Genomic DNA, 15366 nt, shown 5'->3' with positions numbered 1-15366 from the left:
ATGTCAGATGCATACAAACAAGCCGGTGTTGATATAGAAGCAGGCTATGAATCAGTTAAACGAATGGGACAGCATGTGAAGCGCACAGCACGTCCTGGTGTTTTAGGGGGATTAGGTGGTTTTGGGGGGAACTTTGATCTGTCCTCTTTAAACTATAAAGAACCGGTTTTAGTGTCAGGAACGGATGGAGTAGGCACAAAGCTGATGCTAGCTTTTATGATGGATCAACATGACACGATTGGTATTGACGCTGTTGCCATGTGTGTAAACGATATTGTTGTTCAAGGTGCAGAACCTTTATATTTTCTAGATTATATTGCTTGTGGTAAGTCAGAACCAGAAAGAATTGAAGCCATTGTCAAAGGGATAGCAGACGGCTGTGAACAAGCAGGCTGTGCCTTAATTGGCGGAGAGACTGCAGAGATGCCAGGTATGTATGATCCTGAAGAGTATGATCTAGCTGGATTTTCTGTTGGGGCTGTTGAAAAGTCAGAACTCATTACGGGAGATGCTATTACACCTGGAGATGTAGTAATCGGTCTTAGTTCAAGTGGTTTACACAGTAATGGATTTTCACTCGTGCGTCGCATTCTTCTTGAAAAAGCTGGTCTCTCGCTTATGGACTCAGTGGAAGGATTAAATGGTCGCCTAGGAGATGTATTATTAACTCCAACCAAGATCTATGTAAAACCATTGCTCGCTGCCATTCAAAAGCATACAGTGCATGGTCTTGCTCATATTACAGGAGGCGGTTTCTATGAAAACGTTCCGAGAATGCTACCTGCTGGAACAAAAGTAGAAATTGATAATGGTTCGTGGCCGGTCCCAGCTATTTTTCAGATTTTAAAGGATAAAGGGGAGCTTAGTGAGCGCGATCTGTTCTCTACGTTTAATATGGGTATCGGCATGATGGTTGTGGTACCCGAGAATGAGCATCTAGAGGTCATTCGCACCCTTGAAGCGGCGGGTGAGCAGGCCTACATTATTGGTCGTGTTACTAAGGGAGAAGGCGTAACAATCGGAGGCATTGATTCATGAGAATAGCTGTATTTGCTTCAGGAACAGGATCCAACGCAGAAGCATTAATAAAAGCTGCTACAGAGCACCACCTGGGTGGTGAAGTGGTTTTGCTTGTTTCTGATAAGCCTGGGGCAGGGGCTCTAACTAAAGCTGAGGATTATGGTGTTAAGACACTAGCCCTTGCGCCTAAATCCTTTGCTTCAAAAGCAGCATATGAAGCAGAAGTCGTTGCACATCTGCAAGATCAAGAGGTTGAGTTTCTTTGTCTTGCTGGTTACATGAGACTAGTAGGGCCAACCTTGCTCGATGCCTATGAAGGTCGAATCGTGAACATTCACCCATCTTTGTTGCCTGATTTCCCTGGATTGGATGCGGTTGGTCAAGCTCTTGCGGCCGGAGTAAGCGAGACGGGGGTCACCATTCATTTTGTCGATGCGGGAATGGATACAGGACCAATCATTGCCCAGGAAAAGGTATTGATTGAGGCAGGCGATACAAGAGAAACCGTTTTAACAAAAATCCAAGCTATTGAACATGAGTTATATCCACGTACAGTCAAAGAGATCCTGGATAGCAAAGACTTAGGAGGAGACGGACATGAGTAAGAGGCGAGCATTGGTCAGTGTATCGAAAAAAGAAGGATTAATTCCGTTTGTTCAAGGACTTGTAGACCAAGGAATTGAAGTGATCTCAACAGGTGGAACGAAACGAGCTTTAGAAGAAGCTGGAGTTCCTGTCATTGGAATCTCTGAAGTGACTGGTTTTCCAGAGATTCTTGATGGGCGAGTGAAGACTCTTCATCCTAACATCCATGGTGGGTTACTTGCGATGCGTGAAAAGGCTGAGCATCAAGAAGCTCTTCAAACACACGCGATTGACCCAATTGACTTTGTTGTAGTGAACTTATATCCCTTTGCAGAAACGATTGCAAAAGAAAGCTCAACATTTGAGGATGCCATAGAAAATATTGATATCGGTGGACCAAGCATGTTACGCTCGGCAGCCAAGAATCACAATCACGTAACAGTTCTTGTGGATCCAGCAGACTACGAGGTCGTTTTAAGCGAACTTCAAGAGAATGGATCAGTGAATGGGGAGACTCGTCGTCGTTTAGCAGCAAAAGTATTTCGACACACAGCTGCATACGATGCGATGATTGGTCAATATTTAACTGAGGCTGTAGGGGAAGAATACCCAGAATCCTTAACACTTACATATGAACGTAGCCAATCTTTGCGTTACGGGGAAAACCCGCACCAGAAAGCAGCTTTTTACAAAAATACATTAGGAGACCAAAACTCCATTGCTCAAGCAGAACAGCTACACGGAAAAGAGCTTTCCTTTAATAATATTGGGGACGCTAATGCCGCCCTTGAGATAGTCAAAGAGTTTGCTGAGCCTGCTGCTGTTGCAGTTAAACATATGAACCCATGCGGAGTAGGGACGGGAGAAACAATTGAGCAAGCCTTTAACCGTGCCTATGAAGCCGATTCCGTTTCTATTTTTGGCGGGATTATTGCTTTAAATCGTGAAGTAGATGCTGCTACTGCAGAAACCATGTCATCTATTTTTCTTGAAGTGATTCTTGCCCCGAGCTTTACAGAAGAAGCAAAAACGATTTTAACAAAAAAGAAAAACATTCGCTTGCTTGAGGTAGCTGTTGAAGCTAATGAGAAAAAAGCTAATAAAGTTGTGTCTGTTCAAGGTGGATTACTCGTTCAAGAAGAAGATAGCCCTCAGTCAGATGAAGCGAGCTGGACGGTACCAACAAAACGCCAACCAACGGAGGATGAGTGGACAGCTCTTAAGCTTGGCTGGAAGGTTGTGAAGCACGTCAAATCAAACGCCATTGTGTTAACAAATGGAGAGATGAGTGTTGGAGTAGGTGCTGGTCAAATGAATCGTGTGGGAGCAGCAGGTATTGCGATTGAGCAGGCTGGTGAGCGTGCTCAAGGATCTGCCCTTGCATCTGATGCCTTTTTCCCAATGGGGGATTCAGTGGAAGCAGCTGGTAAGGCGGGAGTTAAAGCAATCATTCAGCCGGGTGGTTCCATTCGTGATGAAGAATCCATTCAAACAGCAGATGAATATGGCATTGCCATGGTCTTCACCGGCATGCGCCATTTTAAACACTAGGAACGGAGGTTTCACCTATGAATGTGCTTGTAATCGGAAGTGGTGGACGAGAGCATGCGATTGCTTGGAAGCTTTCTCAAAGTCCAAGAGTCAAAAAAGTATATGCAGCACCGGGAAATGCAGGAATGACTGATGTGGCAGAGCTTGTCTCCATTGGAGAAACGGATTTTGCCGACTTAATTTCTTTTGCCAAAGAACATCATGTCGAGCTGACAATCGTTGGACCAGAGGTTCCACTTAGCTTAGGCATCGTAGATCATTTTCAAGAGGCAGGCTTAAAAGTATTTGGCCCGAACCAAGCCGCTGCAAAAATAGAAGGAAGTAAAACATTCGCCAAGGAATTGATGAATCGTTACGGCATCCCGACTGGGGCATCAGCTACATTTTCAGATTATGATGAAGCCGCCGCCTATGTGAAGGAACAAGGTGCACCTATTGTCATTAAAGCAGATGGGTTAGCTGCTGGTAAAGGTGTAACCGTAGCGATGACAGAGGAAGAAGCGCTAGGTGCTTTGTCTGATGTTTTAGAAGACAATCGCTTTGGTGACGCTGGAGCACAGGTTTTGGTGGAAGAATATCTTGAAGGTGAAGAGCTTTCCCTTATGGCCTTTGTGCATAATGAGATCGTGGTGCCGATGGTTGGAGCTCAAGACCACAAACGAGCCTTTAACAACGATGAAGGACCTAACACCGGAGGAATGGGGGCTTATTCTCCTGTTCCCCAGTTCAACGCAAACCAAGTCGATGTTGCCGTGCGAGCAGTTCTCGAGCCAGCAGCAGCGGCGATGGTCGAAGAGGGTACACCTTTTACAGGCATTTTGTATGCAGGACTTATGATGACCCCAACTGGACCTAAGGTAATTGAGTTTAACGCACGCTTTGGAGACCCGGAAACACAGGTGGTACTTCCACGACTTGAAACAGATTTAGTCGATGTCATCGAACAGCTTTTAAGTGGCGAAAAGCCAGAGTTGCTTTGGTCGGAAGAGGCTGTTGTAGGAGTTGTTATGGCTAGTAAGGGTTATCCAGGCAGCTATGATAAAGGTGTAGCCATTGGCGGTCTTGAGTCCGCAGCTAAAAAGTCACTTGTATTCCATGCTGGAACCACGCGCCATGATGGCATCTGGCAAACAAATGGGGGAAGAGTATTACTTGTCGCAGCACGAGGAGAAACCATTCGCTCGGCCAAAGAACAAGCCTATGAATCGTTACTCCATATACAGAGCGAAGGACTTTTTAACCGAACGGACATAGCCGATAAAGCGATTCAATCTTAAGACGCAGCACCTACTCTAAGTAGGTGCTGATTTTTTGATTGGAGCGATAGGGTGTCAAAGTGGAGCGATGGAAGGTGGATTGGGTCGATAGAAAACCAAACTGAGAGAAGACCATTCTCTTAAATGATTAAATAAACACAATAGACAAAGATACAGGTGACAATAGACACGTGATACATCGTTAGAATAAAAGAGGTAATCATAATGAAAAATATCATTGTTGCCACGATTTTTATTGTTTTATCTTTTACACCCTATGGATTTTGGGTGATGTACTGGGATTATGAGTACGGCTCAATTCTTGTGTACATCACCTGTTACGTAATATCTTTAGTGATTGGGTTACTGGCGAGAAGTGGTTTGTATCATAAGGGCTTCTTGGTATTTCCGGTTATTTCTTATGTGGTTTCCTACATATTTCTGCAGATGTTTAGTGATGATGGGTGGAATTATTTCTTTAAACCATTTGGGGCGGGAATGTACCTGATTCTTTTCTATCTTATGAGTGTTCTGTTCATGTCATCTGGTTACTTTCTTGGATGGATGATAAAGCAAGTCTCCAGTACAAGATCATGATGGATTCATAACGTGACTGTCTTGTTTTTTTGTTTCTAACTTCATGCGCTCTTTCATATACTTCATAGGACAAAATTGAACGATTCCTTCTGCGGTCTTCATAGCTCCACACAAAATACCGATACTACGTATAAGTGGGAAGCGTTGTTGAGGTTTAGATGTTGCAAATATAAGCAACTCAAGGCCGCAGGTGATACGCATTAGAGCATCTAAACGGGTGATATTAGGTTTCATTTTTCCATTCCTCCGGTTTAATAAATTAAATAACTGCTTTTTGCGATAATTTATGAAAAGATGTCACAACTTTTTCCTTCTCCTACTTGAATTTGTGATAACATAAAGACAAAAGATAATTACGAAATGGGTGATCTACCAATGACGGAACGCATATACCGCTGGACGAAAAAACGTTTGCGCCAGCACCTTGATGTCGTCAGGGGAGAAAAAGCGCCTTCTATTGTTCTCAAAAATGCTACGTATCTCAATCACGCTAGAAAGAAATGGCTTAATGCAAATATATGGATTGCGGATGATCGAATTGTTTATGTTGGACAGGAGCTTCCCCCGGTAACTGATAAGGACACTGAAATAATTGAATGTAAGAACTCTGTAGTTGTACCAGGGTATATTGAGCATCATGCTCACCCGTTTCAGCTTTATAATCCCCACAGCTTAGCAAAATATGCTTCTGCTCATGGGACGACAACGTTGATCAATGACAACTTATATTTCTTTTCGAACGTAGAAAAAAAGAAAGCGCTTTCATTGATCGAGAAGCTTGAAGAGATGCCAACAAGCATGTATTGGTGGGCTCGTTATGACCCTCAAACGGAGCTTCAGAGTGAAGCGCACTTTACGAATTCACGAATGAAAGCATGGCTCGAGCATCATTTAGTGGTTCAAGGCGGAGAGCTCACTTCTTGGCCAAAGGTGTTAGAGGGAGATGACTCTACCCTTCATTGGATGCAAGAGACGAGTCGATTAAGGAAGCCAATTGAAGGTCACTTACCTGGAGCGTCAGAGCGAACGCTTTCTCAAATGGCGTTACTAGGGGTTACATGTGATCACGAAGCCATAAATGGTGAGGAAGCTGTAAGAAGGCTTGACATGGGGTACATGACCTCTCTCAGACATTCTTCGATGCGCCCTGACCTGCCAAAGCTTCTAAAAGAGATGCAGGAGCTTGGTGTAGATCACTTTGTTCGCTGCATTATGACCACAGATGGTTCGCCTCCTTCTTTCTACGAGGATGGGGTCATGGATAAACTGATCAAAATGGCCCTTGATGCAGGGTTATCAGATTTCGACGCATACGGCATGGCGACTTATTATGTAGCGAGATATTATAATTTAGACCATAAGCTAGGAATGATTGCTCCGGGAAGAATTGCGCATCTCAACTTTCTCTCAGATAAGAATACTCCTAAACCGATTGGTGTCCTCGCAAAAGGGCAATGGCTTGTTAGAGATGGAAGAGTATGTGAAGATGATCATACGTTCCCGTGGAAGGATTATGGGATTAAGCCATTAGATATTAAATGGGACCTGGATGAAAGTGAGCTACACTTTTCTATGCCGATGGGAATTGAGATGGTAAATGCCGTTATCCTGAAGCCATATCGAATTTCGGTAGAGGGGACGGTAAATGAATTAAGCCAAAGCCATGATGAGAGCTTCTTTGTATTAGTTGATAAGAATGGAAAATGGATGATTAATACAATGATTAAGGGCTTCTCGAACGCGATAAAAGGTTTTGCTAGCTCATTTTCAAATACAGGAGACTTTATTTTAATCGGCAAGAATGTTAAAGACATGGTCGCAGCCTTTCGCGCTGTAAAGGCTCAAGGTGGCGGAATGGCCTTAGTTGATGATGGAGAAGTTATTGGCCGGATTGAGCTGAAACTGAACGGTGCCATGTCTGATAAATCATTAAAAGGGATTATGGAAGAGGAGAAGCAGTTTGTGAAGCTGTTGCGTGAAAGAGGCTATAAGCATGAGGATCCAATCTACAGCTTACAGTTCTTTTCTTCTACACACCTTCCATATATTCGGGTGACGCAGCGAGGAATTTATGACGTCACGAAGAAAAAGATACTCTTTCCTGCGATTATGCGTTAAACTATAATAGTAGGAAAGTACCTAGCTTAGGTTAGGCATGCCGAAATTTTTGGAAAGGCGTGACATGATTGCAAATTGATAAGCTACGTGGAAAAGAACTTGATCAGCTGTTTCAAGCGGTTCTTTCATTAAAAAACCTTGAAGAATGCTATGAGTTTTTTGATGATCTTTGTACCATTAATGAGATTCAATCACTTGCTCAGCGACTTGAAGTTGCGAGAATGCTACAAAATGGGTACACGTACCATAAGATTGAAACGGAAACAGGGGCGAGTACCGCTACGATTTCTCGTGTGAAACGCTGCTTGAATTATGGAAATGACAGTTATACGATGGCCTTAGACCGGATTAAGGAAAACCAGACAGGTACAACTGAATAATAAGTAAAAGCTATCTGGCGGTGTAATGATACCTGTCGGATAGCTTTTTTTAAAAAGCTGTGCAGACAAGCTTAAAATAGACTACAATAATTCAAATAATACGAATAGGCTAAGAAGGGAGCTTGCACATGAAACACGTAAATAAACAACAATCCACTATTGCAGCTTCTTCTAGGCAAAAGAAACCAGACCTTGTTGTGCATAATGGCAAAATTATTGATGTGTACACTCTGACCATGATAGAAGCGGATCTAGCAATATCTGATGGAGTGATTGTTGGTATCGGTGACTATCCTGATGCAGTAAAAAAAGTTGATGCAAAAGGAGCCTATATATGTCCCGGACTAATTGATGGCCATATCCATATTGAATCCACAATGGTTCCACCAGAGGAGTTTAGTAAAATTGTTGTTCCTAAAGGGGTGACCACGGTTATAGCGGATCCACATGAGATTGCTAATGTTGGTGGGATGGAAGCCGTCCGCTATATGATCGAGGCATCAAAAGGCCTACCACTTGATGTCAAAATGATGGTCCCATCATGCGTGCCTTGCGCCATATTTGAACATAATGGAGCGGAGCTGACATCTAATGATGTTCAAACTCTATTTGCAGAAGGGGATGCGTTTGGACTAGGTGAAGTGATGGACTATCCGGCCGTTCTATCAGGCGATGAAGAAATGCTCGCAAAAATAGAAAGTGCTAAGTTAGCGGGTAAAATCATTGATGGTCATGCGGCAGGATTAGATGAATATGCTCTTAATGCTTACCGGACAGCAGGCATTGTAAACGATCATGAAGCGGTCTCAGCAGAAGAAGCTTTAGCAAGAGTTCAACGAGGAATGTACGTGCTCATAAGAGAAGGCACAGCTGCAAAGGATTTAGAAGCAATTTTGCCAGCAGTCACTCCAGCTAATGCTCGCCGTTTTGCCTTTGCTACAGATGATCGCCACCTTGATCATCTTGTAAAGGAAGGAAGTATTGATGGTAGTATTCGCAAAGCGATTTCTTTAGGAATGCCTGCCTTACAGGCCATCCAACTTGCCACACTCAATGCAGCGGAAGCGTTTGGTTTAAAAGAGAAGGGGGCAATTGCTCCCGGCTGTGAAGCAACCTTTCTACTCATTAGTGAATTAACCTCCTTCACGGTAGAAGCCGTCTACGAAAAAGGCAGGCTTGTCGCAGAGCAGGGTGAAATGACTTTGGACATTCGAACGTCTATTACAGCACCTGAAGCCTTACAAAAAAGCATGAACTTAGCTAATTTTTCTATTAGAGATTTCCAACTGCCTGCAGACCCTAATAAAAAAGCTACGATCATTTCCGTAAAGCCGGGATCCATAATGACCAAAGCCGAGCATGAACATATTCAAGTTGATCAGGGACTGTTTCAAGCACAGGCGTCAATCAATCAATTAAAGCTTGTGGTGGCAGAGCGCCACAAAAAGCTTGGTCATATTGGACTTGGAATTGTGAAGGGGATACCCATTCAAAATGGAGCAATTGTATCTACGGTGGCTCATGATTCGCATAATGTGATTGCGTGTGGCACAGATGATGCCAGTATATATGCTGCAATGAAACATGTAGAGCAGTTGGGCGGGGGCATGGCCATTGCTAAAAATGGAGCCATTCTTGCCAGTATTCAGCTAGATCTCGCAGGGCTCATGTCGACCAAAGCCTACCAAACTGTTCAAGCTGAAATCCAAGCATTAGAAGCATCGCTTACCGAAATCGGCTTTACTGAAACATGGGATCCTTTTTTAACACTGGCATTTTTAGCTCTACCCGTCATTCCGGCGATCAAATTAACGGATACTGGACTATTTGATGTCCTTCAATTTAAGCATATTCCTCTACAGTCCTAAAGGCGATGTTAGGACAGGTGTATTAAATCAAAAAGCTGAAGAATGATGGAGTCTCTCCACTCATTGTTCAGCTTTTTGATTTTATAAAAATAAGAAAAGGATGGATGTCGCTCCGGAAATACACGCTTGCTTGTATAAATATATAGAGGAATTGGAGGGTATCTAAGTATAGGTTCTTCGCTGCCGCTCCCGAAAATGGGGGCACTTACCCGATGGAAGGTAATGAGCTATCCCGACTCCGTCCTATTTATCTCATTGAACCTTTACACGGAGGCCCCTGAAAAACGATTTTTATAAGGATGCGAACGTTCTTTAATTGTGAAAGTCACAACGTTAGCGGAAGGAGAAAACGAAGACTCCTACGGAACAGAACGAGTCTGAAGACATTGAAGTGGCGCCCTTCCACTTCAAGGGCTGAGGCCGTTCCCGTGGAAAGCGAAGTTTTCTCCTGGAGCGGTGCATGAGCTCTTTCTAGATGACTTTTTCAGTGACCGCCCATTTTCGTCCGCCTGGTGAGTGGAAGGCATCAAGTATATGAGAAATGAAATACGCGGAGTCTAGATTACCTTCCTACCCAGCCTCTCTATTTCCTAAGATTAATCAAGTGAAGTATAAAAAAGAAGTCGTTATAGTTGTATTTGTGATAGTTTTCACATACAATGCAATTACAGGTTACTCTACATATTCCAATACAAGCTGGGAGAAAATAGCTCAAGGCTATAAAGTAAAGGAGAATGGACCATGTCAGAATCATTTGATCAAACAAAGGTTTCAATAAGCAAAGAGCAGGTTGAATTGCTCAATCAGCTTTCAAAGCCTGAGGTACAAGAATCACTCACAACCTTAGTGGAACAACTACCAAAGCTAACAGAAATGATTACAGTGATGACAAAATCATATGATTTCGCTCAGTCTGTTGCGACAGATGAGGTCTTAAAAGCAGATACATTAGGTGCAATGTCTGAAATATTTGAGCCGGTAAAGGATACAGCAAAAGAAGTGGCACAAACAGCAATCGAAGCAAAAGAGCGAGCAGATGCAAGCAATGAAGTGATTGGTATCTTTGGGTTAATGAAGCTACTTAAGGATCCACAAGCACAAAAGCTGTTTCGATTCACACAAAGCTATCTCCATGTCATGAACGAACGCGAGAATAAGAAGTAAGCCAACTACTTTTAAAAGCGACTAAAAATGGAGGAAAAAAGAATGTCAAAACATATTGTCATCTTAGGTGCTGGTTATGGCGGACTTTTATCTGCTTTAACAGTTAGGAATTATTATAATGAATCTCAAGCAAAGGTTACAGTGGTTAACCAAACAGGGACACACCAAATTATTACTGAGCTCCATCGATTGGCAGCTGGCAATGTTGAAGAACAAGCGGTAGCCATGCCACTAGAAAAGCTATTCAAAGGGAAAGAAATTGATTTAAAGATCGCGACTGTGAATTCTTTTTCGGTTGATCAAAAAGAAGTTATGCTATCTGACGGTACTACCCTACAGTATGATGCTCTAGTAGTTGGACTTGGCAGTAAAACAGCTTATTTTGGTATTCCAGGACTTGAAGAAAATAGCTTGGTATTAAAATCAGCCGCAGATGCCAACCAAGTGTATGAGCACATTAAAGAACGAATTCGTGAATATGCTAAAACAAAAAACGAAGCAGACGCAACCATCGTAATTGGTGGCGGTGGTTTAACGGGTGTAGAATTAGTTGGAGAACTAGCAGACACACTGCCAGCGTTCATCAGAACATTGGGCGTTGATCCTAAGGAAATTAAGCTGAAGCTTGTAGAAGCTGGCCCAAAAATCCTTCCTGTTCTCCCAGACCATTTAATTGAACGCGCTATAAAAAGCCTTACCAAGCGCGGTGTTGAATTTTTAACAGGCCTTGCCGTAACGAATGTTGACGGAAATGTCATTGACTTAAAGGATGGTCAACAAATTATTGCTAACACCTTTGTTTGGACGGGTGGTGTACAAGGGAATCCGCTTGTGGCTGAATCCGGTCTAGAGGTTAATCGCGGCCGCGCCACGGTCACAGAAGGTTTACAATCCACATCTCATGAAGATGTATTCGTAGTGGGGGATAGCGCAGTCTATTTTGGACAAGATGGCAGACCTTACCCGCCAACAGCGCAAATTGCTTGGCAAATGGGTGAGCTAGTGGGCTATAACCTTTATGCTTACCTAGAAGGAAGAGAGTGTCAGCCTTTTAGCCCCATTGATTCTGGTACGTTAGCCAGTCTTGGACGTAAGGATGCGGTAGCAATTATTGGTGAGAATGCTACACCACTTAAAGGCATACCGGCTTCTTTAATGAAGGAAGCAAGCAATGTTCGTTATCTAACGCACATTAAAGGATTATTTAGCTTAGCGTATTAGAGGAAAGTAATTATTATAGAGAGTGTTGGGGCTTGCGGCTGATCATTGATCTGGCCGCAAGCTTTTTAACTGTTATGACCATGCAATGATAAATTTGTTTTTAAACAAAATAGGTGTTAAAAAAGTAAAAATAGGGTAAATATATTTTGGTGGATTTATTTCTTACATACGAAGATTAGATTGTTTTATCACTTATGAAAGAAATGAAAGAGCAATTCTAAACGAGTATGCACTACTTTCACTCAGCATTATCAGCAACAATTAATAATAATAATAGAGGAGAGATGTTGTAATGAGACGACTCAATGTTGCTATGTTTGTTAGTTTACTATTTTTATCCGCTTGCAGTTTTTCTTTTGATGTTTATGATGCAAGAGAGGAGCAAGATGAGGAAATGAATGAGGCCTCCGCTAGTAGCAATGAAAAAGAACCTATTCAGCTACAATTGACAAAGTCTGATGAAGAGGCTGGTGTTACAACAGAAAATAATGAATTGTATCAACAGCTTGATATGTATGTTAGTGATAACCCTGATGCTGGGGCTGATAATGATTTTTCTGTAGAATCGATGACAATGATTGTTGATAGTGAAGGTAATCAGCAAATGGTTTTCTTAGGATTTAATCGTATAGGGGAACCCATTAAAGATGTATCATTTTCATTTAGCCTGGGTAATACAGACGGAGACATGGTTTGGGATAATTATTTGGTTGTTCTTGATGAAGAAACAATAGGTGTCATTCAAGATAATACTGCAATACCAATAGGTTTACCAATAACTTCTCAAGATCAAGTAGATCTTATGAATACAATCAGTCAAGAGAACGTGGATATTCGATTTGAAGATTTTACTTATGAATCAGTCAGCTAGTTGAAATCATGCAATATTGTTACAAATGAATATTCGGCTATCTTGAGCCAAATTGTGTTAAAAAAAGATCTATTATAATTATTCTTAGAAACTACCCTCGCCAAATTTATTCATCCCCTGTATAATGGAAATTACCTTGAGTGAGGGAGATGAGAATTATGGCACGTTCCAAAGCAAAAAAGAAAAGAATGAAGATTGAAAGAGAGGGAAGAAGAAATCCTTCAGAAAACCGCAGTCCGTATGCGTTTGTTGATTTATCAACTAGAATAACTAAAACTAAAAAAGATTACCTTTATAAGCGAAAATCCAAGAATCATTTTTCTTCACACGAAGATAATGATTCTTTTTTTTTGGGAACATGCTTTATTTTCTAATCAAAATTTATAAAAGAGTCGTTTACTTGTATCTAAACATCCTGTATGATAATGATTATCAATGTTAATATAATTCGTCTTTTAAATAGATAAAAGGAGAGGTGTGTCTTTGTTTGCAGAGCATAAGATCAGCAGAGTGGATGGCTTAACAGGTTACATTGTTGATGAATTAAACGGTGTGATTCTTGTACTATGGGAAGATCATCATGTTGAAGAATATGTATCAGAGCAAACAGACATGCATTGGTAGACGATAGGATAAGGTGGAGCTTGAATGGGGCCGGGAGTAAAGCAAAGTAGGAGTGCAAGTACAGAGCAGCATATTAAAGATATCCAAAAAAGACCATTAGTTGCTACAATTATTATGATTGCCGGCCTTGCTTTACTGGTGCTATCAATGGGTATCTCCATTTCACTAGGTGCAGCAGATATTGATTTGCAGACAGTGTGGAATGCACTTCTTCATTTTAATCCGGACCTAACTCAGCACCAAATCATTCAAGAGCTTCGCATGCCAAGAGCTCTTGGAGCAGGGCTGGTAGGAGCCTTTCTAGCTGTTTCCGGTGCTATCATGCAAGGAATGACAAGAAACCCACTCGCTTCCCCGTCCATTATGGGCGTGACAGATGGCGCTGCCTTTGCTATTGCCATTGCCTTTGCTTTCTTCCCCCATACGTCCTCCTTACAACTCATGCTCTTTTCATTTGCTGGAGCTGGTTTGGGAGCATGTTTGGTTTTTGGAATTGGTTCAGTATCCAGGGGAGGTCTTACACCCGTGAAGCTTGCACTTGCTGGTGCGGCTGTGGGTGCCTTTTTAAGTGCCATTTCATCTGCTATTGCCATTCGCTTTGATGTGGCTCAGGATATTAGCTTTTGGTTTGCAGGAGGTTTAGCAGGCACCAGATGGCTTAGTATTCAGCTTATTGTTCCTGTGGCGCTAATTGGACTTGCTTTAGCTATCATTTTGTCACGTTCTATTACGGTATTAAGCCTTGGTGATGATGTGGCGAAAGGGTTGGGACAGCGTACTCGCCTTGTAAAAGTATTGGGTACAGTTGTGGTGCTTTTGCTAACAGGAGCTGCCGTGTCGGTGGCAGGGACTGTTGGATTTATCGGGCTCATCATTCCACATATTACTCGCTTTCTTGTGGGTGTTGATTATCGCTGGATTATCCCTTGCTCAGCTATACTAGGAGGGCTGCTATTGGTGCTTGCAGATATCGGAGCACGAATGGTGAATCCACCTTTTGAAACACCTGTTGGCGCTATTACAACAATGATTGGCGTGCCGTTCTTCCTCTATCTCGCTAGACGTGAAGGGAGGGGGCTATAATGGATCTTTCAACGATAACAAGAACGAGTAAGCGCCCATACATCGTTATGGGGATACTTGTTATAACGATCATTGTTATGTTTTTTGTAAGCTTAAATTTAGGACTTATTCGCATTGCACCCATGGACGTGCTCCGCACACTTACTGGAAGTGGAGAAGAGAGGGACGCTTTAGTTCTTTTTCAATTTAGACTTCCGAGAATGGTGATTGCCTTATTAGTTGGTGCGGGTTTAGCTGTTTCTGGCGCGATCCTGCAAGGGGTGTCTCAGAACGGTCTAGCTGATCCGGGTATTTTAGGCATTAATGCAGGCGCAGGCTTGGCTGTTGTTCTATTTATCTATTTTTTCCAAGGCTCATTAACGGGTCTGGGTACTCTCTCCATCTTTATCATGCCTTTTTTCGCATTAGTTGGTGCGGGCACAGCCGCTTTATTGATTTATACATTGGCATGGAAAAAAGGGATTACGCCGGTAAGGCTAATATTAGTTGGAATTGGTGTAAATGCAGCGTTTGGCGCAGCCTTAATAATTTTTCAATTAAAAATGAACCCTAGAGATTTTATGCAAGCCACCATTTGGATTGCAGGTAGTATCTGGGGAACAAATTGGAAGTTTGTACTAGCGGCCCTTCCGTGGATTGTCATACTGCTGCCACTCGCTTTATATAAAGCAAGATTTTTGAATGTATTAAATTTGGGCGATCAGGTTGCTACAAATTTAGGCACTCGAGTCGAACGGGAACGACGAATTCTATTATTTATCTCGGTTGCCTTAGCGGGAGCATGCGTATCAGTAGCCGGAGGCATTGCTTTTCTTGGGTTAGTAGCTCCGCATATTGCGAGACGATTAGTTGGACCAAAGCATCAGGTCTTAATTCCAGCTTCTGCCCTTATTGGCTCGTTAATATTATTAGTCGCGGATATTCTGGGTCGTAACCTGCTCCAACCTTCTGAAATTCCAGTCGGGATTGTGGTGGCGGTTCTTGGTGCCCCGTACTTTATATACCTGTTAATAAAAACCCCATAATTA

16 protein-coding genes are annotated in these 15366 nt (G+C 42.4%); 15 read left to right on the top strand and 1 reads right to left on the bottom strand.

Translation table 11 applies throughout. From position 1 onward, the window contains the following. The 5 genes from purM to FN960_RS15775 all read left to right on the top strand — a co-directional run bounded on the left by purM (position 1) and on the right by FN960_RS15775 (position 5009). Positions 1 to 1038 carry a phosphoribosylformylglycinamidine cyclo-ligase gene (gene purM, locus FN960_RS15795; RefSeq protein ID WP_143849817.1) on the top strand — a complete coding sequence of 346 codons (1038 nt, stop codon included), beginning with the start codon at positions 1 to 3 and terminating at the stop codon, positions 1036 to 1038. Continuing rightward, entirely contained in the window at positions 1035 to 1625 is a 591-nt protein-coding gene (gene purN, locus FN960_RS15790; RefSeq protein ID WP_143849816.1) for a phosphoribosylglycinamide formyltransferase, read from the top strand. Before purM ends, purN begins: the two co-directional genes overlap by 4 nt. Continuing rightward, entirely contained in the window at positions 1618 to 3156 is a 1539-nt protein-coding gene (gene purH, locus FN960_RS15785) for a bifunctional phosphoribosylaminoimidazolecarboxamide formyltransferase/IMP cyclohydrolase (RefSeq protein WP_143849815.1), read from the top strand. The genes purN and purH overlap by 8 nt, the downstream gene beginning before the upstream one ends. A gap of 17 nt (positions 3157 to 3173) precedes the next feature. Continuing rightward, the gene (gene purD / locus FN960_RS15780) at positions 3174 to 4433 is read left to right on the top strand and encodes a phosphoribosylamine--glycine ligase (protein ID WP_143849814.1); all 1260 of its coding nucleotides are present in this window, start codon (positions 3174 to 3176) and stop codon (positions 4431 to 4433) included. Between the two features lie 204 nt (positions 4434 to 4637). Further along, the gene (locus FN960_RS15775; RefSeq protein WP_143849813.1) at positions 4638 to 5009 is read left to right on the top strand and encodes a hypothetical protein; all 372 of its coding nucleotides are present in this window, start codon (positions 4638 to 4640) and stop codon (positions 5007 to 5009) included. On the opposite strand, the gene FN960_RS15770 is transcribed toward FN960_RS15775, so the two are convergent. After that, positions 5004 to 5243 carry a YgaP family membrane protein gene (locus FN960_RS15770; RefSeq protein WP_143849812.1) on the bottom strand — a complete coding sequence of 80 codons (240 nt, stop codon included), beginning with the start codon at positions 5241 to 5243 and terminating at the stop codon, positions 5004 to 5006. The genes FN960_RS15775 and FN960_RS15770 overlap by 6 nt on opposite strands. A gap of 141 nt (positions 5244 to 5384) precedes the next feature. Between FN960_RS15770 and FN960_RS15765 the strand changes: the two genes are divergently transcribed. From FN960_RS15765 to FN960_RS15725, 10 genes are all read left to right on the top strand, one after another. After that, a complete protein-coding gene (locus FN960_RS15765; protein ID WP_143849811.1) occupies positions 5385 to 7127 on the top strand; it encodes an adenine deaminase C-terminal domain-containing protein in 1743 nt (580 codons plus the stop codon). A gap of 68 nt (positions 7128 to 7195) precedes the next feature. Then, positions 7196 to 7507 carry a YerC/YecD family TrpR-related protein gene (locus FN960_RS15760; protein WP_143849810.1) on the top strand — a complete coding sequence of 104 codons (312 nt, stop codon included), beginning with the start codon at positions 7196 to 7198 and terminating at the stop codon, positions 7505 to 7507. A gap of 128 nt (positions 7508 to 7635) precedes the next feature. Next, complete coding sequence (ade, locus tag FN960_RS15755) at positions 7636 to 9375, top strand: adenine deaminase (RefSeq protein ID WP_143849809.1); 1740 nt, start codon at positions 7636 to 7638, stop codon at positions 9373 to 9375. Positions 9376 to 10116: 741 nt separating this feature from the next. Beyond that, complete coding sequence (locus FN960_RS15750) at positions 10117 to 10539, top strand: helical membrane plugin domain-containing protein (protein WP_143849808.1); 423 nt, start codon at positions 10117 to 10119, stop codon at positions 10537 to 10539. Positions 10540 to 10581: 42 nt separating this feature from the next. Beyond that, positions 10582 to 11760 (top strand): NAD(P)/FAD-dependent oxidoreductase, encoded by a 1179-nt coding sequence (locus tag FN960_RS15745; protein ID WP_143849807.1) that lies wholly within the window; start codon positions 10582 to 10584, stop codon positions 11758 to 11760. Between the two features lie 292 nt (positions 11761 to 12052). Next, positions 12053 to 12631: a hypothetical protein gene (locus FN960_RS15740; protein ID WP_143849806.1), complete on the top strand. Its 579-nt coding sequence runs from the start codon at positions 12053 to 12055 to the stop codon at positions 12629 to 12631. 158 nt (positions 12632 to 12789) lie between these two features. Continuing rightward, positions 12790 to 13005 carry a ribosome rescue factor BrfA gene (gene brfA / locus FN960_RS15735; RefSeq protein WP_143849805.1) on the top strand — a complete coding sequence of 72 codons (216 nt, stop codon included), beginning with the start codon at positions 12790 to 12792 and terminating at the stop codon, positions 13003 to 13005. A 109-nt stretch (positions 13006 to 13114) separates the two neighbouring features. Further along, positions 13115 to 13255, top strand: coding sequence for a hypothetical protein (locus FN960_RS22885; RefSeq protein WP_185971066.1), 141 nt, complete (start codon positions 13115 to 13117; stop codon positions 13253 to 13255). Positions 13256 to 13369: 114 nt separating this feature from the next. Further along, positions 13370 to 14338 (top strand): FecCD family ABC transporter permease, encoded by a 969-nt coding sequence (locus FN960_RS15730; RefSeq protein ID WP_260682037.1) that lies wholly within the window; start codon positions 13370 to 13372, stop codon positions 14336 to 14338. Positions 14339 to 14385: 47 nt separating this feature from the next. After that, entirely contained in the window at positions 14386 to 15363 is a 978-nt protein-coding gene (locus tag FN960_RS15725; RefSeq protein WP_438799894.1) for a FecCD family ABC transporter permease, read from the top strand. The last annotated feature ends 3 nt before the right edge of the window (positions 15364 to 15366 follow it).

The sequence above is a fragment of the Alkalicoccobacillus porphyridii genome, from assembly GCF_007293315.1.
GTDB lineage: Bacteria > Bacillota > Bacilli > Bacillales > Bacillaceae_D > Alkalicoccobacillus > Alkalicoccobacillus porphyridii.
The sequence above is the reverse complement of the archived record's forward strand: the minus strand, read 5'-3'. Positions and strand labels throughout refer to the sequence as shown.

Coding starts and splice junctions, on each gene's coding strand:
- ade (WP_143849809.1), top strand. CDS start 7,636: ATGAAACACGTAAATAAACAACAATCCACTATTGCAGCTTCTTCTAGG.
- purN (WP_143849816.1), top strand. CDS start 1,035: ATGAGAATAGCTGTATTTGCTTCAGGAACAGGATCCAACGCAGAAGCA.
- FN960_RS15745 (WP_143849807.1), top strand. CDS start 10,582: ATGTCAAAACATATTGTCATCTTAGGTGCTGGTTATGGCGGACTTTTA.
- FN960_RS15740 (WP_143849806.1), top strand. CDS start 12,053: ATGAGACGACTCAATGTTGCTATGTTTGTTAGTTTACTATTTTTATCC.
- FN960_RS15775 (WP_143849813.1), top strand. CDS start 4,638: ATGAAAAATATCATTGTTGCCACGATTTTTATTGTTTTATCTTTTACA.
- FN960_RS15725 (WP_438799894.1), top strand. CDS start 14,386: ATGGGGATACTTGTTATAACGATCATTGTTATGTTTTTTGTAAGCTTA.
- purM (WP_143849817.1), top strand. CDS start 1: ATGTCAGATGCATACAAACAAGCCGGTGTTGATATAGAAGCAGGCTAT.
- brfA (WP_143849805.1), top strand. CDS start 12,790: ATGGCACGTTCCAAAGCAAAAAAGAAAAGAATGAAGATTGAAAGAGAG.
- FN960_RS15730 (WP_260682037.1), top strand. CDS start 13,370: ATGATTGCCGGCCTTGCTTTACTGGTGCTATCAATGGGTATCTCCATT.
- purH (WP_143849815.1), top strand. CDS start 1,618: ATGAGTAAGAGGCGAGCATTGGTCAGTGTATCGAAAAAAGAAGGATTA.
- purD (WP_143849814.1), top strand. CDS start 3,174: ATGAATGTGCTTGTAATCGGAAGTGGTGGACGAGAGCATGCGATTGCT.
- FN960_RS15770 (WP_143849812.1), bottom strand. CDS start 5,243: ATGAAACCTAATATCACCCGTTTAGATGCTCTAATGCGTATCACCTGC.
- FN960_RS15765 (WP_143849811.1), top strand. CDS start 5,385: ATGACGGAACGCATATACCGCTGGACGAAAAAACGTTTGCGCCAGCAC.
- FN960_RS15750 (WP_143849808.1), top strand. CDS start 10,117: ATGTCAGAATCATTTGATCAAACAAAGGTTTCAATAAGCAAAGAGCAG.